We start from the raw sequence: 26,822 nt of genomic DNA on the forward strand, positions 1-26,822 counted from the left end.
TTCACCCGCCGATAGATGCATTCAGCATTTGTCGGCGGGTTTTCCAATCCGGACAATACTGTTGTAAAAGCGCATAAAAGTCTCTGCCATGACCGCGCGCGAAAAAATGTACGAACTCGTGGATCACCACGTACTCTAAAAGCTCATCAGCTAAATGCACCAAATGTAGGTTGAAAGTAAGAAAACGCCGATTAGGGCGGCAACTTCCCCATCTTGAGCGCATGGGACGGATCGTTACACGCGCCACTTCAACCCCAAACACCTGCTGATACTGGTTTAGTAGACTCTCTATCCGCCAACGCATCAGCTGCGATAGTAACCGCTTCACCATAGCAACATCTAAAGTGCTTAAATCTTTAACGTACAGGTGAGTTTCGGTAAGTTTAAAACCCCGCCCTCGGAAAATAATTTCTGCTGTTTTTGGAAGCTGACTCAATGATGCCAAGTCTACTTGCTTGCCAGCTATCCACCAGTGAGTTCGCTTTTCCAGTTCAACTTGTTTAACCAGGTAAACTTGCGCACCGCTCATAGGTGGAAATGACGTTCCAATCGGTTAATGATCATCTCTAATGCCACGTTATTGTGTCCCCCTTCAGGGACTATCAAATCAGCGTTACGTTTAGACGGTTCAACATACAACTCATGCATAGGTTTCACAGTAGTTAAATACTGTTCTTCTACCGATTCAATCGAGCGACCTCTTTCAATCACGTCTCTTTTCACCCGCCGTAAGATACGCACATCCGCGTCCGTATCAACAAAGAGTTTAATATCAAATAGGTCGCAAAGCTCAGGGAAACAGAAAATTAGAATCCCCTCAATGATGATTACCGGGCGGGGCGAAACCGTAATAGTTTCTGCCAGCCGATTGTGGATTGAAAAATCATACTGCGGGCACTGCACGGTTTCACCGCGAATCAGCCGCTGTAAATCCGCAATCATCAGATCCGTGTCAAACGCTTCAGGAGCGTCATAGTTAAGCTGAGTGCGTTCTTCGAACGTTAAATGATCATTCCGCTTATAGTAGTTATCGTGATAAAGTACCGTCACCTCGGTACCGAAATGTTGAGAAATTTCCTTCGTTAACGTAGTTTTTCCCGAGCCAGTTCCCCCGGCGATACCAATCACTAACGGACGCATCAATACTCCTACAATCCCATCGCCAAGCGAATATTGGTTAGCATTTGTATGCGCGTAGCCAGGGAAGCATCTTTAGGAGTTTGAATCTTAATGCCCTGATAAGTCTGTTCCCCGCCGGCAATCTGCATGCACTCAGCAATAAGCTCAGCGGTCATCCAAGATGTTGGTTCGTCTTCATCAAGGGGCAAATGTGCATCCCCCCAGACGGGACCGTACTGGGTGGCTTCCGCTCCTGCACCTGAAAACATTAACCCACCCAATAGTTGTGCTTCCTTTAACTGTTGAATGTGCTGGGCAGGAGCAGTCCGATCGTGAGTTTCTACTACTGAGCGCCCCCAGTTAATGGTAATCTGCGCAGAAGAGTTTTTGGCTGCCCAAATCTCATCAGCAACGCTTAGGAAACGTTTTTCACCGGGAACTTGCGGGTTATAAGCATCGCAGTGTTCGATGATGAGAGCAAGATTTGCTTGTGCAAATAGGGAGGAAAGTTCCTCTAAAGAAGCAGCGAAGGCTTCCTTATCAGCTAAGATACTGGGGGCAGAATGGATTTCAATCCCGGTGACAATCCGTTCGTCCGCAATTTGGTGTAGTTCATCAATGGTGCGGATAATCTCACGAGTGAATTTAAGTGCTTCACTGCGCCCATTTTTATCGGCAGAAGCTAACCCAAAATGTTTATCTGCATTTATTCTGCCCATAGTTCCAGGGATAGCGGTAATAACTGAATGGTTAAAACGTCCCTTTAACTGTGCGGCTAACCAAGTAAGATCGGTTGGGAAAATTCCCGGGTAGGGAATCTCAATTCCATCAATCCAACCTGTTTGCGCTAAAGCGGTATAAAAATCTTCCTGAGCTGTCCGTTCAGCAGGTAAAGCAGCGTAAGCGCCAACAATAAAAGGGGGGTTCATAAATGCACTCCGTGAAATTAGTTGCTTCTCATCTACTATTCTAACCACGCCGCAGGGGAATAACACATCTATGCTTTAATTAGACTAATAAAAGGCGTTAGGAGGCTAAATATGAGCGAAGTTGAAACTACCATCTGGATGTTCATGAATGAAACTTCAGTGCCCACTTCCGCACGTGATTTCCTATTACCAAATGAAGAACCTTTCGCCGCCTATGAAACTTTCCGCCACCAGGCGCTGATCACCTCAAAACGCATTATCGTCAGAGATTCCCGTGATGTCTCTGGTGAATCAGTTGAGGTACTCTCCCTCCCCTTTTCCACTATCCTCATGTGGTCCACGCGTTCAGCCGGTACCAGAGGGTTTACCTCTCAACTAAACCTGGTGACTTTAGCTGGGGACGTAACTATTCGCCTGGGAAGAGAGATTAATGTGGGTCGCTTAGATCGTTTAATCGCTGAAGGGGTACTGTCTTCCCGTTAAACCGTTGCCAGCTTTCCCATCAAACCAGGCCAGACTTCCAATCAAACCAGGCCAGACTTCCCGTTAAACCGTTGCCAGCTACTAACTGCCTTTAAATAAAATGTTTGTGACCGCCTTTACGGCGGTCACAAACATTAGTTATCCGTTTTTTCTACAGCATCTCTTGCTTCAATAAAGGCTTGAATCGCCCGATCCAAATCCGCGCGGGTAAGTTTCGCACTGATTTGAGTGCGGATCCGCGCCTTGCCTTTTGGAACCACCGGATAAGAAAAAGCCCGCACATAAACGCCTCTGGCTAATACTTCATCAGCCATACGCGCAGCCTTTACCGCATCCCCAATCATCACTGGAGCAATCGGGTGAGTCGAGGGCGGAATTTCAAACCCGTGCGCAGCCATTTGGCTGCGAAAATAGGCGGTATTTTCCCGGAGCTTTTCTAATAGCTCCCCAGAGTTACGTAGCATCTCTAACACCTTTAGAGTAGCTCCCACAATCGCCGGGGCCAGGGAATTTGAAAATAGGTATGGGCGGGAACGCTGCCGAAGCAGTTCCACAATTTCTTTACGCGCACAAGTGTATCCCCCCGAAGCACCGCCCAGGGCTTTACCTAAAGTACCGGTAATAATATCTACACGGGAACTTACCCCGAAATGTTCTGGGGTTCCCGCTCCAGTTTCCCCCACAAACCCCACAGCATGGGAATCATCTACCATCAAAAGCGCATTATATTTATCTGCCAACTCCACTATTTCTGGAAGTGGAGCCAAATAGCCGTCCATTGAGAAAACCCCGTCGGTGGCAATCAGCTTAAAACGGGCTCCTTGTTCATCGGCAGCTTGCAGTTGGGCTTCCAAATCAGCCAAGTCACGGTTGCGGTAACGGAAACGCTTTGCTTTACACAGGCGAATCCCGTCAATGATAGAAGCATGGTTTAACTCGTCGGAAATAATCGCATCCTCAGCATTTAATAGGGTTTCAAATAGTCCCCCGTTTGCGTCATAACAAGACGAGTAAAGAATCGTATCCCAACCGTCCTCGCCGGGGTGTAAAAAGTCAGTGAGGGCTTTTTCTAAATCACGGTGCTGAGTTTGGGTTCCGCAGATGAAACGCACCGAAGCCATCCCAAAACCCCAGTTATCCAACGCAGTTTTCGCAGCGTCAATAAGTTCAGCACTATCAGCTAACCCCAAATAGTTATTTGCACACAGGTTAAGCACTTCACGTCCGTCCTCAACCCCAATATTCGCTGCCTGCGCGGTAGTTAAAGCTGCTTCCCCCTTATAGAGCCCCTGTTCTTTCAGATCAGTGATTTCCCCAGACAGGTGAGTTTGAAAAGCAGTGTAATGTTTCATTTAGTCCTCCCAATTCAACACAACTTTACCGGAGTTACCATCCCCAGCTACAGCGAAAGCGGTCTCAAAATCAGTGTAATGGTAACGGTGCGTAATCACTCCAGAAATATCTAGCCCGGAAGCTACCAAGGCAGAAGCCGCATACCAAGTCTCAAAAATGCGGCGCCCCGTCACCCCTTGTAAAGTGAGCATATTGAAGATAATTTTCGCCAAATCAATCGAAACATCCTCTACCGGGGTCCCCAATAGAGCGATTCTTCCTCCGTGCACCATGTGATCAATCATTGAACGCACTGCATGCGGCGACCCTGACATTTCCAAGCCCACGTCAAAGCCTTCTTTTAGTCCTAAGGGCAGGTAAACATCTTTTAAGGGGCGTTCGCTCACATTCACGGTTTGGTGGATTCCCAAGCGCCGTGCTAAGGCTAACCGCTCATCAGAAAGGTCAGTTAGCACCACATTCCGAGCTCCTTGGAACTGAGCCACTAAAGCTGCCATGATGCCAATCGGACCAGCGCCAGTTACCAGCACGTCTTCTGCTAGGCAGGGAAATTGCAGGGCTGTGTGTACGGCATTTCCAAAAGGATCAAAAATGGCCGCCACATCAGGGTCAATATCTTGCGGGTGTACCCACACGTTCCCAGCGGGCATAGCGAAGTATTCACTCATTGCACCGTCAATGTGGTAGCCGATTCCTTGGGTATTAGCACAGACTTCTCTGCGCCCCGCCAAGCAAGCACGGCAACGCCCACACACGTAGTGCCCTTCACCTGAGACGAACTGCCCCACTTCTAATCCGGTTACCAGTTCCCCTAAAGCAACAATAGTGCCGGCAAATTCGTGTCCGATTACTCGGGGAGTTTTAACCGTGTTTTGTGCCCACCTGTCCCATTTTTGGATGTGCACGTCAGTTCCACAAATCCCGGTGCGAGATACTTTCACTAAAACTTCATTAGGTCCTAAAACTGGGTCGGGCACTTCGACAAGTTCAAGCCCCACCCCGGGTTGGGTTTTAACCAGTGCTTTCATTTTGTATCCTTAGGTAGTTACTTTAGTTTTCCCTGAAACTACTTAGAATCAGCGAAAAAAGCGACTGAAGCGTAAACTGCTTAATACTTAATCATTATAAGCGGGTTTAGAGTGCTGGGAGGGACGCATGCGAGTTTTAATCACTGGTTTCGATCCTTTTGGAGAAGAAACAATCAACCCGGCTTGGGAGGCGGTGCAGTTACTACCCCACCAGGTTGGGAAGTTAAAGCTGATCAAAGAGCAGTTACCAACTTCTTTCACGAGGGCGCTCGCAAAACTGGAAACTATTTTAGAAGGCGCGCATTTTGATTACGTGGTTTTAGTTGGACAGCACGGCGGGGTAAGTGCCCTCCAAATTGAACGAGTGGCGATTAATTTAGCTAATGCGCGGATGACTGATAATGACGGTTATGCACCGCAAGAACAGCCGGTAATTCCCGCAGCGCCAACAGCCTATTTTGCTTCTTTACCCACTCAGCAGATCGTGGAGGCGATTTGTGAAACGGGGATTCCCGCGCAGGCTTCTTTTTCTGCTGGAACTTTCGTTTGTAATGCCTCTATGTTTTATGTCTTGCATTTAGCTGCCACGAAGTATCCGCATTTAAAAGCGGGTTTTATTCACGTTCCTTATTTGCCTCAGCAGGTGGTCACCCAACCGGGAGTGGCTTCTTTACCGAAGGAAACTACTGCTGCTGCTTTAGAAACTGCGCTTAGAGTTTTAGGGGGTTACTGAGGGGGCCAACTGCTGCGAAGTGTTCGCGGATTGTTCTTTCACATAGGTAGGTGTGGACTTCTACATGTTTAGCTAAAGTTAGCGCGTAGTGGCGGCCACAGAGTTGAGCGGCTTCAGCATTTCCTTCAGCCATGTTAAAAACCACTACGTGGGTGGGGGTCTCTAGACAGATTTCTTCTCCCCAATCACAGTGCGGTGTTCTACCACCAAACATATCAGTTTCTGTTTCGGGTGGCGCTGCTTGGAGTTTTAGTTCACTGGTCATCTTTTTCTTTTTCCAATACTTGATCTTCAGCTTTCATAAGGGAATAGAAAGCTGTTTCAGCTTTAGCAATTCCTGCTGCCAGTTCAGCTTCGGTTAGGTTCGCGTCCGCACTGTACCAGCGACTCCAGTTGCGCCGGTGTTTCAAATCAGCCATATTTTCTACCACAACTTTTGTTTCATCTGTAACCGTGATAGCAATGGTAGCGCCGTCGCGGTCCCATTCTAAGTCAATGCAGGCTTCGTTTGCCGGGCATAGGATTGCGTATTCAGGTAGCTGCGCGAAACTAATCACATACCATTTTGGGGCTGGCCCGGTGGCGTTTTTTGTGGTTTTATCAGCTGTTTCAGCGGGAGTGAGTGCTGTTTTTGGATCGGAAGCTAAAAATGGTTTCAGGTGTGTTTGAGGCAGTACATCCAAACATTGGTGTCCTTGGATAGCAGCACCCTCAAAAAGAATTGTTATGGAAGAACTTAATACCCAGCCTTGGGATACTGCGCTCATTCCCTGCGCGTTATCTGTCTGCGGGGTGGCCCAAGCAATCGAATAGAATACTTCTGCTTCTGATACGGTTTCTCCTGTAGAGACCAGGTATCTGCGGGAGTTTTCCTCCTGCGCACAATAGCCTGCGAGGTCTTTCAACTCAGAAACTAAAATAGTTGCCTGTGGGTTAGGGTTCACTTTCTTAAACCACGCTGCAAACTCTATGGAGTTTGCAAAATTATTTGAGTTGGTTGAGAGTCTCCCGTAGTTGCTGATTCCCAGTTCAACTCTGGTGAGCATTCCTTCGATAGAGTCATCTGCCCACTTTTGAGTTTTTTCAAAATCCATTTGTTTGCGTTGTCTACGGCTTTCTCCATCAATGTGGAAAATCCAAGCCACCCACTGGGCTAGTTCTGCCGCGGGTGAACCAATTGTGAAAGAGTACGGGTCTTTCCATGGAAGTAGTTCTCCATTTACTTCCAGGTGCGCCAGATCCGTTACACTGTTTTCTTCTCTTGGGAGAATATGTAGCTTAGCAGTTAGGTCTTCTTCAGCAAAGGCAAATTTCACTTGAAAACTATGCGCATAGTCGTTTTCCTTTGCGATTGGCTGAAAAGATTCTAACCTTAATGGCGATCCCCAGTCGGGAGTATATTCCCAGCTTTGTGGATTGGTTAATAAGTCTTTTAACGCTTTTTCCATAAACTTCAGTATATTCCTGTTTTAGAGCCCGTTTCCTACTGTTTTTTCCGCCGTCTTGTTCCGGCGATTAATCCGGCTCCGCCCAGGGCTGCGAAAACTCCGGCTACTCCCGTAACAGTTGAAAGACCAGTATTGGCTAGGGTTAATTTCGGCTGCATTTCAGTTTTTGTTAAACCTGGCTTAGCTGAGCTTTCTTCTTCCACTATTGCGGCAGGCTTCTCAACCACTGACAGTGGGTTGGGTAGGACGCAGTGTATTCTAGCTTCAGCTGCCGCGATTTCCTCCCGCATTTTTTGTAAGGAGGCTACCGCTTCAGCGTGGGTTTCTTTTGCAAGTGCTAAACCAGTTTGCGCTTGATTAAACTGTTCTGCAGCAATTTTCAATGCCTGTTCAGCTTTGAAGAATACTTCTTGTAAGCCAGGTAGTGCCTTTATCTGAGCCGTTAGCTGTGTCAAGAGTTCGGTTAAACGCGCGTAGGGTTGGGCGGGCGCGTTATCAGCTAATAGACTATCCACAGTTTCGTTCTCTAGCTGCTGTTTACGGGTAGCTAACTGCTGGGCCACCGCCTGAAGTTCAACTAACTTTGCCTGTGCAGTTAGGGACGCTTGGTTAGTTTGGGTCAGTTGCAAAGAGGTTTGTAAAGCATTGGCTTGGGCGCGGGTGAGCGTCGCTTGGGCTGTTTCAACTGCTTTGGTTAGCTCTGCTAACTGTTTTAGGCGATTAACTTCTGCTGCGCTGGCGGTTTTAGTTTCAGTGCGTTGGGTGCGCGCTTGAGTTGTGCCAGTGATTTGGCGTAGTAAAGCGGCTAAAGCCGTATTGAGTTTTTCCACATTAGCGAGGGCGGTGTCGTAATCTTTTTGCCTAGCTGCTGCCTTTTCCTCCGCTTTATTACGCGCGTATTTTGCTTCAATTAATGCTAGTTTACGCTGTCCCAGTAGGGTACGCTGAGCTGCGACGCGTTGTTTAAGAACTTCCAGGTCAGCTTGACGCTGTGCAATAGTCTCATCAAGTTCAGTTAAGCGCGGTCCAAGAGCTGTCCGTTCGGATACTAGCTGAGTGCGGAGGGCTTCAAGCCGGGCCAGTTCAGCCTGTGCGTCAGCTAACTGAGCTTGGGTAGTTTCTAATGCTAAGGCTTTAGCGACGCGGTCTGCCTGCGCGGTTTCCTGTGCTTGCGCGTCAGCTTCAAGACTTTCGTTTAGTTGCCCGGTTGTCTCCGTTAGTCTAGCTATAGTTGCATCTAACAGTGCTTTTTGTTGATAGAGACGGTTTAACAATTCTTTGTCTTTGAACTTTGTGCCAAGGTTCTGATCAGAGCCTGGAACCGTAATATCCAAGAGGGGGTTGTCCAACACCTCTGGGGTTGGTAATGGAGGGGCATATGGCTTATCTAAAACCTGGTAAGGCTGTAGGCTAGCATCACCGTCTTTGAAAATGGAACGCTTAAACTCGTCGGTGGAGCTCATGAAAGAACTGAAAGCAGCTACTTTGAAAGCGTAGGCGCGTGAGCGGTTCTTGTTGCCCTGCCGGTTATGTCTAATGTCATCTTCTAAAAGCAGCTTGTACTGTGCCATTAGTTCTTCGTAAGAGTTGTAGGTGCGCGTTTCATTTTCGAAAGTTACGGTCACTGCTTTCATTTGTGCGCGAGCGCGTATCCGGTTTTGTTCGTAGGCGTGCTTACGATACTGCGCTAAAGATGTGAAACCTTCAGATTGGAAAATCTTCCCCATCAAGAAAGTATCTGGCAAGGTTGGTTGGTTCGCTGCTTTAGCTTCCTCCAGATACTGGTTGGATGTGTATGGTACGAAACCTCTTAAGTATCCTTTAGCAGCTAAAAGTTCCATTGCATTGCGACGCCAAGCGGTTTCTCCTGTAATCCCCACGGATGATTCTGCAGTGCCGTAAATGGGGTTGAGAATATGTACAGTTGGGTATCCGTTTACTCCTTCAGGGCCGCGAGCTGGCCCCCGCCCACGGCGCATCATTAAGGATTGTTCAATGAAATCTGAAATGCTGGTTAAGCCCATATTCGCAATATCTGCGGCAGTGAGTTCGCGCATCCAGTTTCGGCTACGCCCAGTTTCGTCAACGTTCTCAATCCGCATCAGCATTTTCGCTAGTGCTTCGGGAGTTTGTTGGAGCATGGCTTCTGCTTCTAAGTTATCCAGCAGGTAGATAGCGTCAAAGTATCCCTTGAAATACTGGTCGAAGTCAGTAAGCGTTTGGAATCTATCGGGCGTCCGATTGTGCAAGTATGGTCCCGTTTGGTTAGAAAAATCGTTTGCCTGGTTGAAACCAAACATTTCAGACCCAAGGTTTTCAACGTTTTGTAGTAACGACCAAGGGTACATTTCTGGCTGGTTACCTACGCGTGCTTTTTCCCCACCTAAAAAGACAATTCCGTCTAGGTTGTGCACCATTTCGTGAGTGTAGGTAAGTACTCCGTGATCTGAAAGCATATCAGCTAAAACCATGAAGGACGCGTAACGGTTAGAATAACCGTAGCTATAGTCGTGCTCATAGTAGCGTCCCATTGGGCCAAAGAATTCTTCAACTGAGTTAAAAGCTTTTTCTCCATAGCGGGCAGACCAGCCTGGGCCTTTCACCTTATACCCACCCCATACGGGGACGTCACGGATTAGTCGTTCTCTCACGTTATTAGGCAAAATCCGATACCACATGTCATAGTAATCGCGGTAAACCTTAGAGTATTTGTCGATTTTTTCTTTGGTTTGCGCAATGATTGTGGCAATTTCTGCAGGGGTTTCTGTGTCTTTGTTGTAGTACCGTTCAAAAGAGCTTAGTGACATGCTGGTCATATCAACCATGACGAATACGGTGTCTTCACTTACGGTTAGGATCGGCAGCAAACCGTTCTTAAATTTCTGAAGTTTAAACCGTTCTGAAGCGCGCACGTCCACGTCAGGGCGTTCTAAAGAACGCGTTTCTACAATATGAGCTTTTGTGGTGGCTTTAAACCAGTCGTCATAGGTCCCAGCGGTAGTGAATTTTTTCCTAGCATCGTCTAAAGCATCAATCAGATCGGCATGACCGGTTCCAGGTGCGATTAACGCCGCATAGGTCTTTAGGTTCTCTACTGGGTTGAGGCGCTGGAAGCTGGAGCCTAACTGAATTAAAGTATCGATCGGGCTGGTGGTATCACCATAGAAGCTGCGTCGGAAGACAAATAGGTCTTTAAGGCTTACCTTATGGAAATTAATGTCGTACCACTTATTTACATAAGCTAAGCCAAGTAAGATGGCTTGCTTGTTTTCTAGTATTTTGGTTTCAATCTCTTTAATCCGCGTGGTATCTCCGGGGAGGATTCCTTCTGCGGCGACCAGTTTATGAATCGTTTCAGTTAGCTGGTCTTTTTGGGTGTTGAAAGTTTTTCGCAGGTAAAGGCGTCCGCGGTAGTCAGCGTAAACTTCATTGGCAATTTCTTCTTTTGATTTAGCGGGGCGGTTATTTTGCTGTGCTTTATTTACCTCATCTTGATACCGGCGGTTAATCTCATTATTTAACTGGTCCTGATTATGCAGCTGAGTGACGTCTACTGCGTCAAACTCTACTGCCTTTAGTTCGGTAGCTATGCTTTCTACCTGTGAGTCGCTCATGCGAATAAGTTGCGCGGGCATGTAGCGCACGCCCTCAGGGGTGATATACGCGGTAGTTGTATGCGCTACTGTTCCCTCGCTAATCCCCTCGGGGAGGGTGAGATTTACAGGGGTAAGCGCACGTTTTTCAACCGTGCCATCCTTGTAATGCAAGATTAAACCGTTAATTGCTGCCGGGTTAGCTAAAGCATCAACAACCATAACTCCATCTACAGTTGGGGTTACTGATACAAGCTCACCTAAGAGCGCGTCACTGCTTTCAAGGCGATTAGCTGCTTTGACGATTTCTTCTGGGGAAGCATAGGGAAGAAGTTTCGCATAGTTTCGGTATGCGGTTAAATGAGTTTCCCGAGCGCCCTCGATATTTAAGTATTTATTGTCTGCTTGCTGATTATTATTCTCACGTGACTGACGCGGCGCAGCAGGTATTCCCAGTTCTATAAATTTTTCTGGCAGATTGGAAGGATAGAGGGTTTCGAGGACGAATGGCTGTCCCTCAGAGTCTCCGCTGGTTTCCCAAAAAATCTGGTATAGGTTAGTGAAGGTATGGTGCCAGCCCGCGTCGCCGTGGATTTGCCGGCCGCCCAGAACGCTCATCGCTGATATCGCGGTATTTACTCTTCCCCCATGGTAGGTGGAACCAACTAAGCCACCAACTTGTCCTTTTCCATTAGGGTTTGAGATGGTACCTCCGGCGTAGGCTCTGATGATTCGGGCGCCTTGGTTTAGTTGTCCCACTAAACCGCCGATTCGGTTATTGTTAGAACCGTGGCTATTTGTATTCGTGATCTTTACTTCTACGGCAGATTCGGTGATGGTGCCACCACCCATACGTCCAACTAAGCCACCCACGTTTGATTGGGCACCGGTATAGGTGGAACTAATTTCGCCGATGAAGGTGCTTTTAGTTAAGTTCAGTTGAGTGGCGTTAGCTACAATGCCTCCAATGTTTTGTGCTCCGCGGATTGAGCCATCTACTGCCACATTAGTAATCGTGGCTGGCCCGTTTACCCGCATGGCTAACGCGCCCACGTCAGTACTGCTACTGTCTATCGCCGTTTTTGTCAGCTTCAAATCCTGAACTTGCGCATTTGTACCTAATGTTTCGAAAAGAGGTTTTGTTAGCCCGATAATGGAATGGTTGGCTCCGTTGAAAGTTCCTGTGAACTCTCCGATTACATAAACTGTGTCAGAAGATGAAGCTAATTCATCCGCATATACGTCTGCCCCCAGGGTGTAAGAGGCTGCGGGGTTGGCTTTAATTGCTTCAACTAGGCTCTTAAAACTGGTGTAAACATTATTCGCGGGTACTACAGTTTTACCTACGCTCACGGTAATTGGATTGCCTCCACTGAGAGTGTCAGGCAAAATGGCGGTTACTGTAAAGGAACTATCGTCTGCCCGGGTAATGGAAGCAACTTTAAGTGAAACAACGCGCCCATCTGGGAGGGTTTTGCGAAGAGAATATCCGCCTAAGGAAGCTGGTATGTCTTCTAATTCAATAACTCTTTCACTGACTCCATTTACAGAGCGGTAGAGGGATAAACCCTCACTGAAAAATGCGGGGGAAAGTACTTCTGCTAGTGGTAAAGTACCCGCTTCGGGAAGTCTTTCCTGTGTTGCAATCTCTGATTCAACTAGTTGTCGTTCTTTTTCTTTCTCAGAAAGTTCGGTTTTATTTTTGGCTAGTTCTTCAGTATTTTTTGTAATCCGGTTTGTTAGTTCAGTTATTTTCGTGTCAAGGTCATTAAGTTCAGCAGTTTGGGTGGTAGCTTGCGCAGTTAGTTCTTCGATTTTTTGTTGCGCAGCTTTAATTTCTTGTTCTAGTTCTTTAATGCGTCCATTTAGCTGGTCGTATGTTTGCTGTGCGGTTTCTTTGTCCGCGATTGCTTGGTTTAACAGAGCTTCTAAATTGCGGTAGCGTTCTGAGTTTTCGCCTTCCTCGGCTAGAACTGTTTCCAGTACGCGAGTTTGTTGGGCAACTGCATCTTCGGCTTGTTGGAGGGTTTGCGTCGCAGTTGCTAACGAGTTTTCTGCGTCGGTTTTGGCTTGTTCCCTGGTTGCCAGGTTTTCTTTTGCTTGAGTCAGTTCTTGGACTAAAGCGTTTTTCTGTGTTTCTAGTTCAGCTAAAAGTTGTGTGTCAGCTTCGATTTGTGTGGATAAATTACTAATCGTTGATTCTAAAGCAGTGATTCTTTCGGCCAGTTCTGCTGCGCTGGGAGTCTGTTCCTCTGCCCCATTATTCATGCGGTCAGCGTCGGTGAGGGCTTGGTCGCGTTGTTTTTCTGCGTCGGCAAGGGCTTTTTCTGCGTCAGCGCGGTTTTGTTTAGCTGTTTTCTCAGCTGCTGAGTGTTTTTCTAAAAGGGCGATAACATCGGCTACGGTAACGGTTTGTTTTTCCACTGCTTGCGCGGCGTTTTGGTGAGCGGTTTGATTTTCTTCTTTACGGGCCTGTAACTCTATTTGTGTATTTTCGCGAGTTTTTCTCTCCGTTTCGGTAGCAACTTTTAGTTGTTGCTGTGCAGTTTGGGTAGTAGTTTCAACGGCCTCTTTCTCATCAGCTAACTGTTTTGCTTTAGTTTCAGCTTCTGTTTGCCTTGCGTAGTATTCACGGACAGCACGTTCAGCGGCTTCGATTTGTTCTTTGGTTGGCTTTTTTGCATTAGCTACTGGATCTACGCTGCAAAGCAGTCCGTCTTTATAGAACTTTCCATCAGGAATTTGCCCGTATGCTACGGGGGTGAGTGAAGTGGTGAGCAGTACGCTCATTGCGCCGGTAGCTACCACTGAAGTAAACGCAGAATTGGTGTTCTTCTGGGAATGCATTGAGAATCCTTAAAGATGGGATAAAAGGGATCACATTATTAAATTAAAGTCATCTTAATTTTAATGAAAGAAAGCCCTGTAATCGCAATGAATTTAGTCACGTAAGTGGGTTTGTTTAGCAACTTCCCTATTTTTGCTTTTCGTAAATCTTTTAGGGCTTGTGAAGGTATTTTTTAAGAACGTTTATATGGTTGAAAAACCGCTAGTTTCCAGGGAAATCTTTAAATTTCTTAAAGGTTATTAGGAAAATTCTCACACCAAAAATGACAGATTTTTACTGCGCCAGCAGGAAAAATTTCTACCTCATCGCGCCTACCATATAGGCTTTTTGCGGTTTATCAGGTTTTTAAACATAAAAACAATAGGTTGGGGCAAATCGTATAGGAACTTCCCCGCTAACATAAAAAGGCACTTCAAATACGGTAGCCTGTATTTCAAAATATCCGACGCTCAGCTAAACTTACTATTGCATTTTTAGCGCCAAAACATAAGTATTTACTACATTTTTCTAACTATCTGACGCTAGAAAATAAAGCTATAAACTTCGATAGAATTTAATAGTCATAAACCCATTAATTAAGGAGACAAGTGTGAAGAACTTTAAGTTAAAGCTCTCCGCCCTCGGGACAATCACCCTGGTTGGAGTACTGAGCCTAAGCGTTCCAGCAATTGCGGAAGAAGCAGCTTCCGAAGTAGCCCCTGCATCAGTAGCTACTGAAGCTGCTCCGCAGCCAGAAGCTAAGCCAGCTGCCGAAGAAGCTAAGCCAGCTGCTGAAGAAGCTAAGGCAGAAGAAAAAGCTGAAGCAGCTCCAGTGGCACAGGCAGACGCACCAGCAGAAGCAAAAGAAGATGCTAAGCCAGCTGCCGAAGAAGCTAAGCCAGCGGCAAATCAGGCGCTCCAAGTTGAAATGCCTTATTTTAAACTCGTTAAGGAAAAGGCTCGCACTCAGCTTTCCTCATTCCAGTTCATTGGGCAGCACGCTGACTTGCTAACCCAAAAGGGCTGCCTACTAACTCAGCAGTACGGATACAACAACGCTTCTGCTGTGTACGTAGCAATTAACTGCCCAGGCGATCCTGCATTCGCTGCAACCATTACCCCAATCGCATTTGGTAACTACGCAGTGGAAAATATCGCTGACGTTAAGCACGTAGTGATTCCACTTCCTGACTTTGCAGCATACGCAGATAAAGAAGTTGTTGCAGAAAACACTGCAGCAAGCAACGGCATCATGGTTCACAAGCCAGCTAACCCAAGCGTGCCAGTGCCTCCGAAGCCAAATGTTCCAGCTCCAGTTCCAAACCCAAATACTCCCCCGGCAGTTACTCCTAACCCTGCTCCAAAGGCAGGTGCACCAGCTCCAAAGGCTGCTGCTCCTAAGCCAGGACAGCTACCAAAGACCGGTGTTGCCGGAACTTTGGCATTAGTTGCTACTGTGATGGGATTAGGCGGATTTGGCGCTCTGCGTCTTTCTCGCAAAAACTAATCATTAAAAAATAGGTGAGGTTTTACCTCACCTATTTTTTTATACCCAAAACTCAGTTATGCACGGGGTTCAACCTATCAACCTATCAACCTATCAACCTAGGCTAGGCTTTTTACCAGGATTTCCTGGTTGTGCCTGTGGTAAAAGCACATGTTCAACACCATCCAAAATAGTGGCAACCATCAGGTCGAAGTATTGCGCCGACATAGTTTCTTCAAGTTCAGGATTGGCAAGCGGTTTCAGATAGGCTCCGATAATCTGACTTAGCCCAACAGATTTACTCATCATTGGTTGTAACCTGGCGAGCATATTTTTTAAATCGTGTGGATCTTCTCTTTGATTTATTGAGCGGAGGTTACGCGCTGCAATAGCTTGGATTATTGCAGTTGAGATTATCGTGTATGCCAGCGGGGCTTTATCGCCAAAACCTGCTTCCAGTAGTTTATTGTAGGCGGCGTCAAGGGTGGGTAGGAATGTTTCGGTGAACTTTCCGCGAGCGAGACGGTCGGTTATCCCGTGGTAGGTAAGTAAAACAGGTCGTAGGTTATGAGCCATCTGAGTGAACCAGTCTTTCCATGCTAATGACTGGTCTGGGACGGTAATTTCGGTGAATACCTGATCTACAACTGCATCGCAAAGAGCTTCTTTATTTGCGTAGTAGTGGTAAATGACTGAGGGAACTACGTCGAGTTCGCTGGCTATATCGCGGATTGACCACCCGCTGATCCCTTGGCTGGCGCTCAGTTTCACAGCTTTTTGTACTATGAGTTCTTTGGTATCGTTTTCTTAGCCTATATGGGGCAAATGCTCCTTAATCCCATCATTGCTCCGCTTTCTCGGGAAATGGGGCTTAAAGAGTGGCATATTGGTGCCACGATTTCTTTAGCAGCTGTAGTGCTCGCTAGTTTAAGTACCTATTGGGGGCGGGCTTCCCAACGCCAAGGCGTGAAAAAGATACTTACAACCGGTTTGTTAATCGCCACTATCGCCCTGACTTCATTTGCAGTGATTTCTTACCTGGGGATGAGCCGACAACTAGCAGGAACTGGACTTGTCTTAGGTGTGCTGGCTACACGCGGCTTACTGTATGGCGCCGGTATTTCTGCGATTGCCCCCACTGCACAGGCTCACTTAGTAACTCACACCTGGGGTGAAAATGGGCGAGTAAAAGCGTTGGGCCTGATCGGGGCTGCGCAGGGGCTAGCGTCGATTGTTGGGGGGATTATCGGTGGGTTACTCGCCGCCCTCGGTGGATTGTTTCTCCCGCTAATGGTAATGCCACTGATTATGCTCACTGGGATAGTTATCTTAGGTTTAAAACTCAAGCCGCAGGGGCAAGCTCGCCTGTTTGCAGAACCCAAACACATTCGTTTTACTGATTCTCGGGTGGCTCCGTGGCTTTTTAGTGGCTTAGTTTTGTTCTTAGTTTTTGCCTCTATTTCCACTATTTTTGGGTTTACTGTGCAAGACCGTTTCCAACTTTCTGCTACCAGCACAGCAGGAATTTCTGCACTGTATTTGACTATCATGGGTGTTACTATGATTATCACCCAAGCGGTGATTGCTCCCAAAACTAAATGGAGTGCGGCTAGGCTTTTACGAGTGGGATTTTCTTTGATGCTGGTGGCTGTGGCGTGTTTGTGGCCGGTTGATTCTTATTTACTACTCACTTTGGCTTGCGTTTTACTGGGGTTGGGGATGGGGCTGGCAATTCCCGGTTACAACACGGGGCCTACTTTAGATATGGACGAGGACGAACAGGGAGCTGTTGCGGGGGTTATCAACGCTAATAATGGGATTGCCTATGCGATTGCACCTTTTGGATCGACTGCCCTGTATGGTTGGTCTGCCACTGCCCCATTTGTTCTTGCCATCATCTTTATCGCATTAGTTACGGTTTTCGCTTTTGTCCACCCGGCTTTACGCAAATAAGACTAAAGCGTTGCGGTAGCAGCTAAGTTTTAAGTTAATGCCTTTATATTCAAGGTGTCCAGGCGTTTAACTGCTTGGACACCTTGTATTATGCGAAGGTAATCGTTTGTTTTTGAGTATCTACTTCTGCTTCGATTCCGAAAGGAATGATACATCTGGGGGTTGCGTGACCAATATTCACGTTATAGACAAGGGAGATTTCCTTATCAGCTAGTTCCGTTAGAAGAATTTCCTTGTATTCATCGTAGTATTTTTCATTTTGAGGTTTTCCTACTATCGCTCCGGTGATCACATCAAAGATTCCATAGTTCTTTAGAGCGCTTATCATTTTTCTATACAACTCTGGAGATGGTTTTTCCTCGCTTGTTTCTATGAGAAGAATCTTATCTTTCCAGTCTGCTAGCTGCGGGAAAAGAGCGTACTGCTGGCACAATGATACGCTGTCAGCATATCGAGTATTATCGAAAATCTGGTAAATGGATTCCAAACAGCCACCTAAAATTTCACCTTGAAACACTGGCTTTCCTTTTAAGAGTTCAAAACCTTGATTGAGGTGGCTTTCCATTTCTCTGCCGATAGAGTTTACGCTGAAATCTTCCCTTTCGTCATACCAAAGATCACTAGGTCGTATTTCTTTTACTTTTCCGGTGAAGATTAGCTCTTCAAAGTACTGTTTGGAATAAGGTAGCATTTCTTTGGAAAGCTCACAGATATCGGGCAAAAAGGCTTGCCCGTAAAAGGTTTTGATGCCAACTTTATTTAGCATAAAATGGTTGATCGTTGTATCAGAAAAACCTAAAAAGATTTTTTGTTTCGCTGCTTTTTTCAGCTCATCTTTTCCAAATAAATGGGGTAATAATCTGTAGGTGTCATCGCCACCGATAGCGCACAGTATCATGTCAATAGAATCATCCTTAAGAGCTGCTAATAGATCCTGTGCTCTACATTCAGGATGGTCCTTTAGGAATTCGATCCCTTTAAGTGCATGTGGTAAAAATTCGACTTCAATGCCGTATTGTTTTAGTCTTTCCAATCCAATTTCCAGTTCGTGTTTGATAAAGTCTTCGCCTAATACACCACTGGATAAACTAACAATCCCCACTTTTTTCACGCGCATCTTAAAACTCTTCTCTTTAGATTCATTTGCCGCGTCTTGGCATTCTAACTTTCATCACGATCATAATTAAGCGGCGCAATTTATAACCGGGTTTCCAGATTATGTATGTTGATTTCATCCATTTCTTTTCTTTTTCAAAATACTACAGGCGTTTCGCGATCTTTTCGAGGGGGTCTGGTTTCTGCCCCACCCTCTGTCAAGGTCACTTGACAGTAAAGCTAACTTGACGTAAAGTTTTATTTACATCCGGATGTGCATTCCACTACTCCTACTAGAACAGAAAGTAACACCATGAAGAACCTTAAGAACACCTCAACCCCTTGGGGGCAAGTCAAGTTCGGCAAGAAACCACGCAAAGCCGCCATCACAATTGCCCTACCCGCTGGACTATTTAGCGCAACTATACTTTCAGCTTTAGCCACCTATCTAATGCCACGTTATGACATCTGGTGGCAAAGCATACTAATTTACCTGATCATGCTAACTCCAATAGCTGTAGCAGGAGCATGGGCGCTGCTCGTCGATCGTTCAACACTGCCTGGCGCGGTACGCAACCCGGAAGAATCTGTTGAACAGGCTTGGGCAAAAACTGCTGCATTAAACGCTTTCACCACAAATGTCATCCTCATTTCCATCGGACTGACAGTCAGCGTCCTGGCAAACTACCAGACTATCTCTAACACGCTTTTAGTAGTTCTTTTACTCCATCTAGCAGCTTTCGCATTTTCCTACCAAATCGAAGCACGTAGAAAGTAAGACCATGAAAAATTCCCTAGCTACACTGCGTAAAGAACGCGGTTTATCACAAGAAGACCTGGGTAAACTACTAGGCGTTTCACGCCAGACAATCATTTCTATCGAAAAAGAACGCTTCGACCCGTCCTTACCATTAGCGTTTGAGATTGCACGCACTTTTGATCGGCCGATCGAAGAAATCTTCTTCCCAGAAAACCAACCTTAAGCAGGCGCCCTCGTAATACTAACCCCACGTTGCCAACTGCTAACCACCAAGACGGCATTAGAAAGGCAACCCCCAAGTAATCAACGAAATCTGCCGAACTTAAAATGTATTGTGGGCTGACCCTCCCCTGCCTTCTCAATTTTGGAATCATTACATCAATAACCAGGTGACAAAATGGATAACTCGCTCCTGAACTGCCATTTATGGCGGTTGAACACGTTTCTTTTTCAAAAGCATGAAAAAGATTCCCTCACCACGTTATCTCCTACAGCTCACCCCCTGCAGAAGCTGCAACAAGGAAAACACGGACACTAGAAATACATTGTGTCACTCGTAAAAACCTGAGAATAAAGCCGGGGATATATTCACTCCTGATACAATTTAAATCTAAAAATAACTATCAGATAAGGAAACTAAAATGAAAATTCTTGCCATCCGCTACAGCGCTGATACCGCACAAATGCGTCATTTCTACACCACTCTTGGACTATCCCTGAATGAAGAAACTGCTTCCGATGGCTGGTCAGAAATGCACGGATCGGGAGGTTACGTAGCAGTCCACTCTCGCTACGCCGAAACTCTTCCAACTCATGATGTTGAGCTGTCTTTAGAAGCCGAAGAACCCTTAGAAGCTATCCAAACGCGTCTGAGCGATGCAGGCTTCGACGCGGGCGAAATCGTTCTGGAGGACTTCGGTCGCTCACTACGTCTCAAAGACCCCGAAGGTATGCCATTACAAATCAACGGGCAGTAAGTGCCACTATACCTCGAATAAACTCACCCAAACTGAATGTGAGCACTCTACGGCAGGCTCGACCTCGCCAGCGCAACTGACATCACCGCGTTCGTGCTCATATTCCCGCCCCAAGATGAGGTGGATAAGTATGTGGTCGTCCCGCGGTTTTGGATCCCCGAAGACAACATCGAAGCCCGCGTGAACCGTGACCACGTACCCTACGACAGGTGGGGAGCAGTTCAGATGAGCCAAAACCTTGAAGAACTCGGCTTCCACCGTCGTGCCTTTTGGACAAGGCTTCAAAGACATAAGCCCACCGTCTAAAGAGTTCATGAAACTCGCCCTAGAAGGCAAGCTGGCGCACGGTGGCCACCCGGTACTCGCCTGGATGGTGGATAACATTCGCATCCGGAAAGACCCCGCAGGCAACATCAAACCCGACAAACCAAAATCCATCGAGAAAATCGACGGCGTGGTTGCCACCATCATGGCACTCGACCGAGCCATCCGATGCGGAATTGAGAAATACTTTGGCTCTGTTTATGACCAACGTGGGTTACTTTTGCTCTAAAGTATCTAATAAGTCACACATCACATTTAAGGAATTGAAATGACTGTACCACAGACATTGATTTCGCAGGGATTTATTAGGCTTGACAAGTCGGAGGAGTCCTTACATTGTTTTGACGAATTTAAAGCATGGGTTGAGTCGCTGCAAGTTGACGCGAGCACTTATAAAACAGTGCGGAGTTTCTATGATTCTTTAGAAATCTAGAGTTTCCAATCCTGATTACACGGGTCTGCAGATGTTCCAACGCCCAGACTTATATGAGGACTATCCCGTATGGTTAGATCTCTCCAAGTTTGTTGTTGAGAAGCGATTTTTCGACGGATTCTTCTCGGATAAACATCCTAAGTATGTCGAACCAAATGTGACTCTAGAGAGATTTGCAACTTGGAATCGGATTCAAGAGTCTATGCAGGACAAGTCAGGTGTCAATCCAACTTCAGGTCGCAACGAAGTGTGGGATATCGAAGTGCGACTCTTCGTTGATTCTGATGGAACTTTGAAGGTTGCTGATTTCGGAACAGGTGGCAGGCACCGCATTGCCGCAGCACTAGCTCTGGGCGCTGCGCTAATTCCTGTAAATGTAGTCAACACTCCTGAACCAATCTGATCTAATCACAACAGTATTTATGCCCCCTCTCAAAGTGAGAGGGGGCACAAATACTTTTCAGGGAGCCTTAATGGGTTTGTTTTCATGGTTACGTCATGGTTTCACACAAAACCTCAGTATACAGGTTTCACCTCTGTCGTCTGGGTATTCGTTCTTTTTGGTTCTACCTCGTCGGGTAGGAGTGTGAATGAGCGGGCTGAGATACAGATGAAGGCGGTTTATGGGTGTGTGCGTATCCTTGCGGAGGCTGTTGCGGGGCTTCCGTTGCGCGCGTATCGGTCGGAGTCTGCTGGTTCAACGGTTAAGGCTGTTGATCACCCGTTGTACCGGTTGCTTCATGATGAGCCCAAACCCGGAGATGACGTCGTTTGTGTTCCGTGAGACCTTGATGACGCATCTTCTTTTGTGGGGTAATGCGTATGCGCTGGTGGTGCGTAACGGCCGAGGCTAAGTGCTGGGGTTGCACCCGCTGATACCCAATCGCATTCTCCCTGATTAACGTCTCTCCTAAAACCGTGTTGATTAGCGGGAAACGCATTCACATTACCGGTAGCACTCAGATTGACAAGGCAGCGATCCACGGGGCAACCATTATTGACGCAACGATTACTAACGCGAAAATCGCCTCCCTTGACGCTGCAAAGATTACTACTGGTGTGTTGAGTGCTGCGCGTATTGGGGCTGGTTCTATTACGGCTGATAAGCTGGCGGCTAACGCCATTAAAGTGGGGTTAAGCGGGTGGAGTGACAGTATTCGTGTCAGCCCGTATTCACTCTCCTGGTATTCAGGTTCCACGTTGGAAGGACAGATTTCTTCTGTAGGGATGGAGTTCTACTACGGCAGCCGCTTCATCGGAGTAATGGGGCAAGGCTTTAAAGAAGGCGATAACAATGTGCGTGGGATTGCCATGCAGCTCAACGGTCAAGGCGACTACGTCACCTGGTCATACCGCTCAGGAGCCTCAGGCACCTACACCACCATGTTCACCCTCGACCCCAAAGGCAAGTTCAACCCCAGCGAGCCAGGCATCCACCTGGGAGCTGCCCTCTACACCCACGCCTACAACTTCTACACCAGCGGCAGGCGAGACATCTACCTAGCAGACTGATCGCTCACTGGTTTAGGAACGTATCCGGGGTGGGCGAGCCTCAACGGTAAAGCCAAACTCATTTTCCAAACCGAAGACCTCATGTTCGTCACCCGAAACTACTTCTACAACATGACCTACCTCGTCAGCCGAGTCAAAGACCTCATGAGCCGGATGAACACCCTCATCAGTCTGCTCAACCACGGATGGATTACCTCCATCACCGACAAAGGCGGAGGCAACATCTCATGGAACTTTTACCCCAACACCGGCCTGCAATCCATGAGCACCGCCTTCGCATAACCACACGTTAGGAGAAACCCGTCGTGCCTTTCATAATTGAAAATCGCTACATCCAACCCGCCATCACCCTCCTTGACAACCTGCCCCTCTCAGGCGCTTTCTCACGCGCGAGAACCAGGTTCATCACCCAACTCGCCACGCACCTCACCGCCTTACAGGAGGCGGAGTACGCTCTCGTGGCAGAACACGCCACCACCAACACAGGTGAGCCCATCATCGAAGCGGATGGCACCTTCACTTTCGCTAGCCCAGAAAACGTGAATGCCTTCTGCGCCGAACACGCAACCCTCCTGGCTGAGCGTGCGCTGATTGAAACTGAGGCCTACGAAGGACACCACGATCTGGTGCGTCAAGCACTCGAAAACACTGACGCTGTTTTCACTGGTGTTGAGGCGGTTGCCTACGACGCGCTGCTCACCACCTTGGAAAACACTGCTGTGGGAGGTGAAGATGGTGGATCGGCTCATCAAGCCTGACAAGAAAACATTCCGCGCCAGTAAACCCGCCCCCGACACCATCAATGAGGCACTAGTGCCAGACCAGCTCAGCCAAACCCTCACCCTCACGCCACACACGTATGCTTCCATCATTGACACGGGTGGTGACACGGCAGACGATACGCAACCCGACACGGCTGCTGACATGGAGCCTGATACGCCCCTTGCCCACCCAGGTATGGGTGGTGGTGTTTCTTTCTTGGAGGATGCCCATGCATGACCTACACATTTACTCTCACGCTTTCAAAGGCGCAACCGCCCTGGCTGGGGGTGTGGTGGGGTGGTTTTTCGGGCAAGCTGATGGCTTCCTCCTCACCCTGATCGCCTTCACCATCGCCGACTACATCTCTGGAGTTCTGGCTGCTATTGCCACCAGGCAGTTATCGAGCGCGGTGGGGTTTAAGGGGATTGCGAAGAAAATTCTCATCTTGACTCTTGTCGGCCTAGCCTACCTCCTCGACGCCTATCTGCTCCACGGGTCGGATGCTTTGCGGATGGCCGTGATTTTCTTCTACATCTCCAATGAGGGCATCAGCCTGATCGAAAACGCTGCCCGCCTTGGCCTGCCTGTCCCACCCCAGGTGCGTGAGGTACTCAAAACCCTTACCACCGGCTCACCACCCATACCCCAGAACCCGCCCTCTTCTCAGGCTAGGAGCCCACCCTCATCTGGGAGTCGGGTTACGCCTCCGTATCAACGCCGCCACTAAATACAGTGGCGGCTTTCCTATACCCCGAAACCAACTTGCTTATTACTGAAGGAGATTTGTTGTGAAGAATTGGAATCGTCTCGAGGCTGATATCAACCTAATCATGAACAAGCACTACACCCCAGACCGTGATGGCAACCGCATCACCAAGATTATTGTTCACCACAACTGCGCAAACCTCACCACCCGGGGCTGCTATGACGTGTGGCAGACCCGAGAAGCTTCCGCCCACTACCAAGTAGAAGGAAATGGCACCATCGGCCAGCTCGTGTGGGACGCGGACACCGCCTGGCACGCAGGCAACTGGCAAGCAAACCTCACCAGCATCGGCATTGAGCACGCCAACAACCACATCGGCCACCCCTGGACAATCAGCGAGGCCACGTTGGATAACGGAGCTCACTTGGTTGGCGCACTATGCCACCACTACAAGCTAGGACGCCCAAAGTGGGGTGTGAACGTGTTTGGCCAACAGCATTTCACCGCAACCAACTTCCCAGGTGAGATCGCGGGTGCCCAGCATGGTGCTTACATGGCACGCGCCCAGTACTGGTATGACCACATGAACGGCACACCAACGCCTTCTCCTGCACCGGCTCCGGCTCCCAAGCCTGCGGGTAAGAGCATTGATGACCTGGCTCGTGAGGTCATAGGCGGCGCGTGGGGTAATGGCGAAGAACGACATGCTCGCCTGACCTCTGCTGGGTATAACTACGACATGGTGCAAACCCGGGTTAACCAGCTCCTCGGAGCCGCGCCAACACCAGCGAAGAAGCCCGCGCCTCCTGCTCCAAACATTGATGCCCTAGCCGACGCGGTCATCCTAGGATGAATACGGCAACGGGGAGGAGCACCGACGCCGCCAGGGCAACCTCTACGACCAAGTCCAGGCACGCGTCAACGCCAAACTCAGCAGATAAGTCGTTGTTTACTAAACGCAGTAGTGACTTGACATTTTCTATTGCATGCTCTCTGTCGGTTCGGTATATTGAAAATGTGTAGAGCATTGAGGCTTTACACATTGGAGTCGAAGGAGATAATCATAAAGCTTTCAAAGAAGGCAATCGGAGTTGCTGCGTCTGTGGGAATGTTACTTGGGATGAGCGCTGGGGCTGCTTTCGCTGAAGATTTGTTCGGTGGCGACTGGTACTACGGCACAAATTACGTAACTGGTAATGCGACCTCATCCTACTACCACGGATCACGATGGCACTGGACAACCATTGGGACGAGTTCTGGAAAATTTGAACGCGCCGAAGGGGGAGCGGGTAAAACTGCGTCAACTTGGCTGTGGCGCACTCCTGGTTCTTCCGTGACATTTAAAGCTGGAACTTCATCGCAAACAGCTACTCGTTAAACGAGTATGGATGAGGAAGTGATACGATGATGCGACGTTTGGTAGTTTTCTGCGGTGTAGTACTGGGAGTCTTAGCTACTTGTATTGGTTTTTTGCAAGCCATTCAGGAAGAGAGTGTACTACCCCTGAATACTTCAGACGTTGGTTTCATTAACTTCCAGCTTTCTGATATTCCACCTGCTGCCGTTGACGAGTACCTCCAAGAGGTCTCGTCACGGCAGCAGGTGGAAATCTTCCAGCTCTCTGGCACCACAGGTATAAAAACAGTAAAAATTATTGCCAGAGGAACTCCGCAACCAACTGAGAAGAGCTCTATTACTTGGGTGAATCCCAGTAAAACTGGAGTCCTCCTTCCCTCCGCGAATGCTAAAGATATTCCCCCTTCAGGCGTATACGCTCTGAAAGGAACTGCAGAAAATATTGCGGGCTTTAAACAGTGGTTGACCACTCATGGTGCCGTCCATACTTGGGAACAGTACTCAAGTATAGAATTACTGTTACTTCCTTTGGCATACCAAGGAGTGATAGCAGTAGTACTGGTCACTGCACTACTTACTTCAATCATTATTATCGGCTGGTTTATTTCCAAACGACGCTCTCAAGTAGTGCGGATGCTTAACGGTTATAGCAACCACCAGATTATTGCGGGTGATTTACGGGATCTTATCTTTCCGCTTTTCACAGCTTGCGCATTGAGTAGTATAAGCACAGCGATAATCATGTCGTTCTTTAGTGACCGCATTTTACCGGTGATTATCACAGCAGGTAAGATTCTCATCATTATTGCTATACTGATTACGGTATTCAGCCTTGTCGTTGCTGTATTGTCTAAAGTGAAAATTAGTGAGTTCGCGCAGCGTAAACCACTGCCCGTGTCGTTCAGTATTGTTAGCTTCCTACTGCGTATGGCTGTGTTATTACTAGTGTTCGCAACTGTTCCGCTTACTTTTTATGCTGCGCAGGTTGCTCAGTCAAACTATGTTGCTGCGCAAAAAGCTAGTGAGTACTCTGACCTATATACTGCGAACTTTGGAGGTATTGTAGACGAGAACCGGGATTGGAACGCTCATGTAGAAGATTTTGCTAAACTCGTTACCCGGTTAGAAAATGAGCATAAAATTTTCTACGCGAAGCTCTATCCCGAAGAATCTAACGCTATTAGCGGAATCGGCGTTGATTCAGTGGTGATGTATAACGAAGAAGCCTTCAACCTTTTCTATGCTGATCAAACCGCTGATTTACGTGAAGTACCCGCGTCGTCTCTTTCTGCACAAACGCTATCTTCCCTCGGATTAGCTACAGGGGATTTGCGTGTTTTCCTGCCAGAAGAATCACAAGCGGTTATCGGTGTGCGCGGAAGCGGGCTGTTCCAGGTCGCCCAAAACCCCGTTATTATTGTGGTGCCACAGGTAAGCAGGGTACATAACTCAGATCGGTTGATGAGTCACGCTACTACCGGCGCGGTAATTTTTGCTGATTCAGATGATCTTTTAAAGTCTACTTCGCAGATTGGGTTGAACCTGACCTTTGATAATATTCGCGATAAGAACTCGGTTTATGCTTCCGATCAACGCTTAGCCTACCAAGTATCAGTTTTTGCGTTGGGTACGTTAATTGTTTCGTTCTTAACGTCAACTTTCATTTCCGCCCTCGTATACATAAATAGACGAGGGCGCGCAAAGTTTCCCCTTTATCTCAACGGAACCAGGTGGGCGGCACTATTCCGCGTTCCTCTGGCAACTGACACCCTTGGCTTAATACTCGCACTCACCTTATCGCTCGTAATTTCTGCTACCTTAAGCATCAACCAACCAGCATTTCTTATAGCAGCAGGAATAGTTTTCATACTTGTTTCTTTTTTCATTTATCGACGAACTGTACGTAAAACCATGCTTTCCTTAGCCATTAGAAAGGTGGACTAAT

The 26,822-nt window shown here is 47.6% G+C and carries 25 protein-coding genes and 3 pseudogenes; 17 read left to right on the forward strand and 11 right to left on the reverse strand.

From position 1 onward, the window contains the following. Nucleotide 1: 1 nt before the first annotated feature. The 3 genes from NXS08_RS03030 to NXS08_RS03040 are packed head-to-tail and all read right to left on the reverse strand — an operon-like array spanning nucleotide 2 to nucleotide 2,048. Nucleotides 2-529 (reverse strand): M48 family metallopeptidase, encoded by a 528-nt coding sequence (locus tag NXS08_RS03030; RefSeq protein ID WP_259137100.1) that lies wholly within the window; start codon nucleotides 527-529, stop codon nucleotides 2-4. After that, nucleotides 526-1,140 carry a uridine kinase gene (udk, locus tag NXS08_RS03035; RefSeq protein ID WP_259137104.1) on the reverse strand — a complete coding sequence of 205 codons (615 nt, stop codon included), beginning with the start codon at nucleotides 1,138-1,140 and terminating at the stop codon, nucleotides 526-528. Before udk ends, NXS08_RS03030 begins: the two co-directional genes overlap by 4 nt. 8 nt (nucleotides 1,141-1,148) lie before the next feature. After that, nucleotides 1,149-2,048, reverse strand: coding sequence for a DUF4862 family protein (locus NXS08_RS03040; RefSeq protein WP_259137107.1), 900 nt, complete (start codon nucleotides 2,046-2,048; stop codon nucleotides 1,149-1,151). A gap of 111 nt (nucleotides 2,049-2,159) precedes the next feature. Here NXS08_RS03040 and NXS08_RS03045 point away from each other — a divergent pair, with 111 nt between their 5' ends. Continuing rightward, nucleotides 2,160-2,531, forward strand: coding sequence for a PH domain-containing protein (locus tag NXS08_RS03045; RefSeq protein ID WP_259137110.1), 372 nt, complete (start codon nucleotides 2,160-2,162; stop codon nucleotides 2,529-2,531). A gap of 134 nt (nucleotides 2,532-2,665) precedes the next feature. Here the strand turns inward: NXS08_RS03045 and NXS08_RS03050 are convergent, their stop codons facing one another. Next, a complete protein-coding gene (locus NXS08_RS03050; protein ID WP_259137113.1) occupies nucleotides 2,666-3,883 on the reverse strand; it encodes a glycine C-acetyltransferase in 1,218 nt (405 codons plus the stop codon). After that, nucleotides 3,884-4,912 carry an L-threonine 3-dehydrogenase gene (tdh, locus tag NXS08_RS03055; protein ID WP_259137116.1) on the reverse strand — a complete coding sequence of 343 codons (1,029 nt, stop codon included), beginning with the start codon at nucleotides 4,910-4,912 and terminating at the stop codon, nucleotides 3,884-3,886. Nucleotides 4,913-5,039: 127 nt separating this feature from the next. Between tdh and pcp the strand changes: the two genes are divergently transcribed. After that, nucleotides 5,040-5,645 carry a pyroglutamyl-peptidase I gene (gene pcp / locus NXS08_RS03060; RefSeq protein WP_259137119.1) on the forward strand — a complete coding sequence of 202 codons (606 nt, stop codon included), beginning with the start codon at nucleotides 5,040-5,042 and terminating at the stop codon, nucleotides 5,643-5,645. On the opposite strand, the gene NXS08_RS03065 is transcribed toward pcp, so the two are convergent. Genes NXS08_RS03065 through NXS08_RS03075 form a run of 3 tightly spaced genes read right to left on the reverse strand, consistent with a single transcriptional unit; the run spans nucleotide 5,623 to nucleotide 13,533 of the window. After that, nucleotides 5,623-5,910 (reverse strand): hypothetical protein, encoded by a 288-nt coding sequence (locus NXS08_RS03065; protein WP_259137122.1) that lies wholly within the window; start codon nucleotides 5,908-5,910, stop codon nucleotides 5,623-5,625. The two genes, pcp and NXS08_RS03065, sit on opposite strands and share 23 nt — an antisense overlap. After that, a complete protein-coding gene (locus NXS08_RS03070; RefSeq protein ID WP_259137124.1) occupies nucleotides 5,900-7,093 on the reverse strand; it encodes a hypothetical protein in 1,194 nt (397 codons plus the stop codon). The genes NXS08_RS03065 and NXS08_RS03070 overlap by 11 nt, the downstream gene beginning before the upstream one ends. Before the next feature lie 35 nt (nucleotides 7,094-7,128). Then, nucleotides 7,129-13,533 carry a ZmpA/ZmpB/ZmpC family metallo-endopeptidase gene (locus tag NXS08_RS03075; RefSeq protein WP_259137128.1) on the reverse strand — a complete coding sequence of 2,135 codons (6,405 nt, stop codon included), beginning with the start codon at nucleotides 13,531-13,533 and terminating at the stop codon, nucleotides 7,129-7,131. Nucleotides 13,534-14,123: 590 nt separating this feature from the next. Between NXS08_RS03075 and NXS08_RS03080 the strand changes: the two genes are divergently transcribed. Next, entirely contained in the window at nucleotides 14,124-15,020 is an 897-nt protein-coding gene (locus tag NXS08_RS03080) for a hypothetical protein (RefSeq protein ID WP_259137130.1), read from the forward strand. Between the two features lie 93 nt (nucleotides 15,021-15,113). On the opposite strand, the gene NXS08_RS03085 is transcribed toward NXS08_RS03080, so the two are convergent. Further along, a complete protein-coding gene (locus tag NXS08_RS03085; protein ID WP_259137133.1) occupies nucleotides 15,114-15,770 on the reverse strand; it encodes a TetR/AcrR family transcriptional regulator in 657 nt (218 codons plus the stop codon). A gap of 6 nt (nucleotides 15,771-15,776) precedes the next feature. Between NXS08_RS03085 and NXS08_RS03090 the strand changes: the two genes are divergently transcribed. Beyond that, nucleotides 15,777-16,952 (forward strand): MFS transporter, encoded by a 1,176-nt coding sequence (locus NXS08_RS03090; RefSeq protein ID WP_259137135.1) that lies wholly within the window; start codon nucleotides 15,777-15,779, stop codon nucleotides 16,950-16,952. Nucleotides 16,953-17,040: 88 nt separating this feature from the next. Here NXS08_RS03090 and NXS08_RS03095 read toward each other — a convergent pair whose 3' ends face one another. After that, nucleotides 17,041-18,069: a S66 peptidase family protein gene (locus tag NXS08_RS03095; RefSeq protein ID WP_259137137.1), complete on the reverse strand. Its 1,029-nt coding sequence runs from the start codon at nucleotides 18,067-18,069 to the stop codon at nucleotides 17,041-17,043. A gap of 291 nt (nucleotides 18,070-18,360) precedes the next feature. Between NXS08_RS03095 and NXS08_RS03100 the strand changes: the two genes are divergently transcribed. From NXS08_RS03100 to NXS08_RS03140, 7 genes and pseudogenes are all read left to right on the forward strand, one after another. Continuing rightward, nucleotides 18,361-18,825, forward strand: coding sequence for a hypothetical protein (locus NXS08_RS03100; protein ID WP_259137140.1), 465 nt, complete (start codon nucleotides 18,361-18,363; stop codon nucleotides 18,823-18,825). A 4-nt stretch (nucleotides 18,826-18,829) separates the two neighbouring features. Then, on the forward strand, nucleotides 18,830-19,030 hold the full coding sequence (locus NXS08_RS03105; RefSeq protein ID WP_259137142.1) for a helix-turn-helix transcriptional regulator: 201 nt from the start codon (nucleotides 18,830-18,832) through the stop codon (nucleotides 19,028-19,030). Nucleotides 19,031-19,448: 418 nt separating this feature from the next. Next, complete coding sequence (locus tag NXS08_RS03110; RefSeq protein ID WP_259137144.1) at nucleotides 19,449-19,784, forward strand: hypothetical protein; 336 nt, start codon at nucleotides 19,449-19,451, stop codon at nucleotides 19,782-19,784. 48 nt (nucleotides 19,785-19,832) lie between these two features. Beyond that, nucleotides 19,833-20,337 (forward strand): annotated as a pseudogene (locus NXS08_RS07340) (terminase TerL endonuclease subunit); the annotation flags it as partial. Between the two features lie 361 nt (nucleotides 20,338-20,698). Then, on the forward strand, nucleotides 20,699-20,944 hold the full coding sequence (locus NXS08_RS03125; RefSeq protein WP_259137150.1) for a hypothetical protein: 246 nt from the start codon (nucleotides 20,699-20,701) through the stop codon (nucleotides 20,942-20,944). A gap of 70 nt (nucleotides 20,945-21,014) precedes the next feature. Then, nucleotides 21,015-21,392: pseudogene (locus NXS08_RS07405) on the forward strand (phage portal protein); the annotation flags it as partial. Between the two features lie 67 nt (nucleotides 21,393-21,459). Continuing rightward, nucleotides 21,460-22,053 (forward strand): hypothetical protein, encoded by a 594-nt coding sequence (locus NXS08_RS03140; RefSeq protein ID WP_259137152.1) that lies wholly within the window; start codon nucleotides 21,460-21,462, stop codon nucleotides 22,051-22,053. A 12-nt stretch (nucleotides 22,054-22,065) separates the two neighbouring features. Here the strand turns inward: NXS08_RS03140 and NXS08_RS03145 are convergent, their stop codons facing one another. Next, entirely contained in the window at nucleotides 22,066-22,236 is a 171-nt protein-coding gene (locus NXS08_RS03145; RefSeq protein ID WP_259137154.1) for a hypothetical protein, read from the reverse strand. Between the two features lie 122 nt (nucleotides 22,237-22,358). Here NXS08_RS03145 and NXS08_RS03150 point away from each other — a divergent pair, with 122 nt between their 5' ends. From NXS08_RS03150 to NXS08_RS03175, 6 genes and pseudogenes are all read left to right on the forward strand, one after another. Continuing rightward, entirely contained in the window at nucleotides 22,359-22,811 is a 453-nt protein-coding gene (locus NXS08_RS03150; protein WP_259137156.1) for a hypothetical protein, read from the forward strand. After that, on the forward strand, nucleotides 22,789-23,052 hold the full coding sequence (locus NXS08_RS03155) for a hypothetical protein (protein WP_259137158.1): 264 nt from the start codon (nucleotides 22,789-22,791) through the stop codon (nucleotides 23,050-23,052). The genes NXS08_RS03150 and NXS08_RS03155 overlap by 23 nt, the downstream gene beginning before the upstream one ends. Continuing rightward, nucleotides 23,045-23,542, forward strand: a complete 498-nt coding sequence (locus NXS08_RS03160; RefSeq protein ID WP_259137160.1) for a holin family protein — start codon at nucleotides 23,045-23,047, stop codon at nucleotides 23,540-23,542. Before NXS08_RS03155 ends, NXS08_RS03160 begins: the two co-directional genes overlap by 8 nt. Before the next feature lie 61 nt (nucleotides 23,543-23,603). After that, a pseudogene (locus tag NXS08_RS03165) lies at nucleotides 23,604-24,462 on the forward strand (N-acetylmuramoyl-L-alanine amidase). A gap of 86 nt (nucleotides 24,463-24,548) precedes the next feature. Beyond that, entirely contained in the window at nucleotides 24,549-24,899 is a 351-nt protein-coding gene (locus NXS08_RS03170) for a lactococcin 972 family bacteriocin (protein ID WP_259137163.1), read from the forward strand. 26 nt (nucleotides 24,900-24,925) lie between these two features. Continuing rightward, nucleotides 24,926-26,821 carry a hypothetical protein gene (locus NXS08_RS03175; RefSeq protein WP_259137165.1) on the forward strand — a complete coding sequence of 632 codons (1,896 nt, stop codon included), beginning with the start codon at nucleotides 24,926-24,928 and terminating at the stop codon, nucleotides 26,819-26,821. Nucleotide 26,822: the final 1 nt, after the last annotated feature.

The organism is Gleimia sp. 6138-11-ORH1 (genome assembly GCF_024814355.1).
Lineage (GTDB): Bacteria > Actinomycetota > Actinomycetes > Actinomycetales > Actinomycetaceae > Gleimia.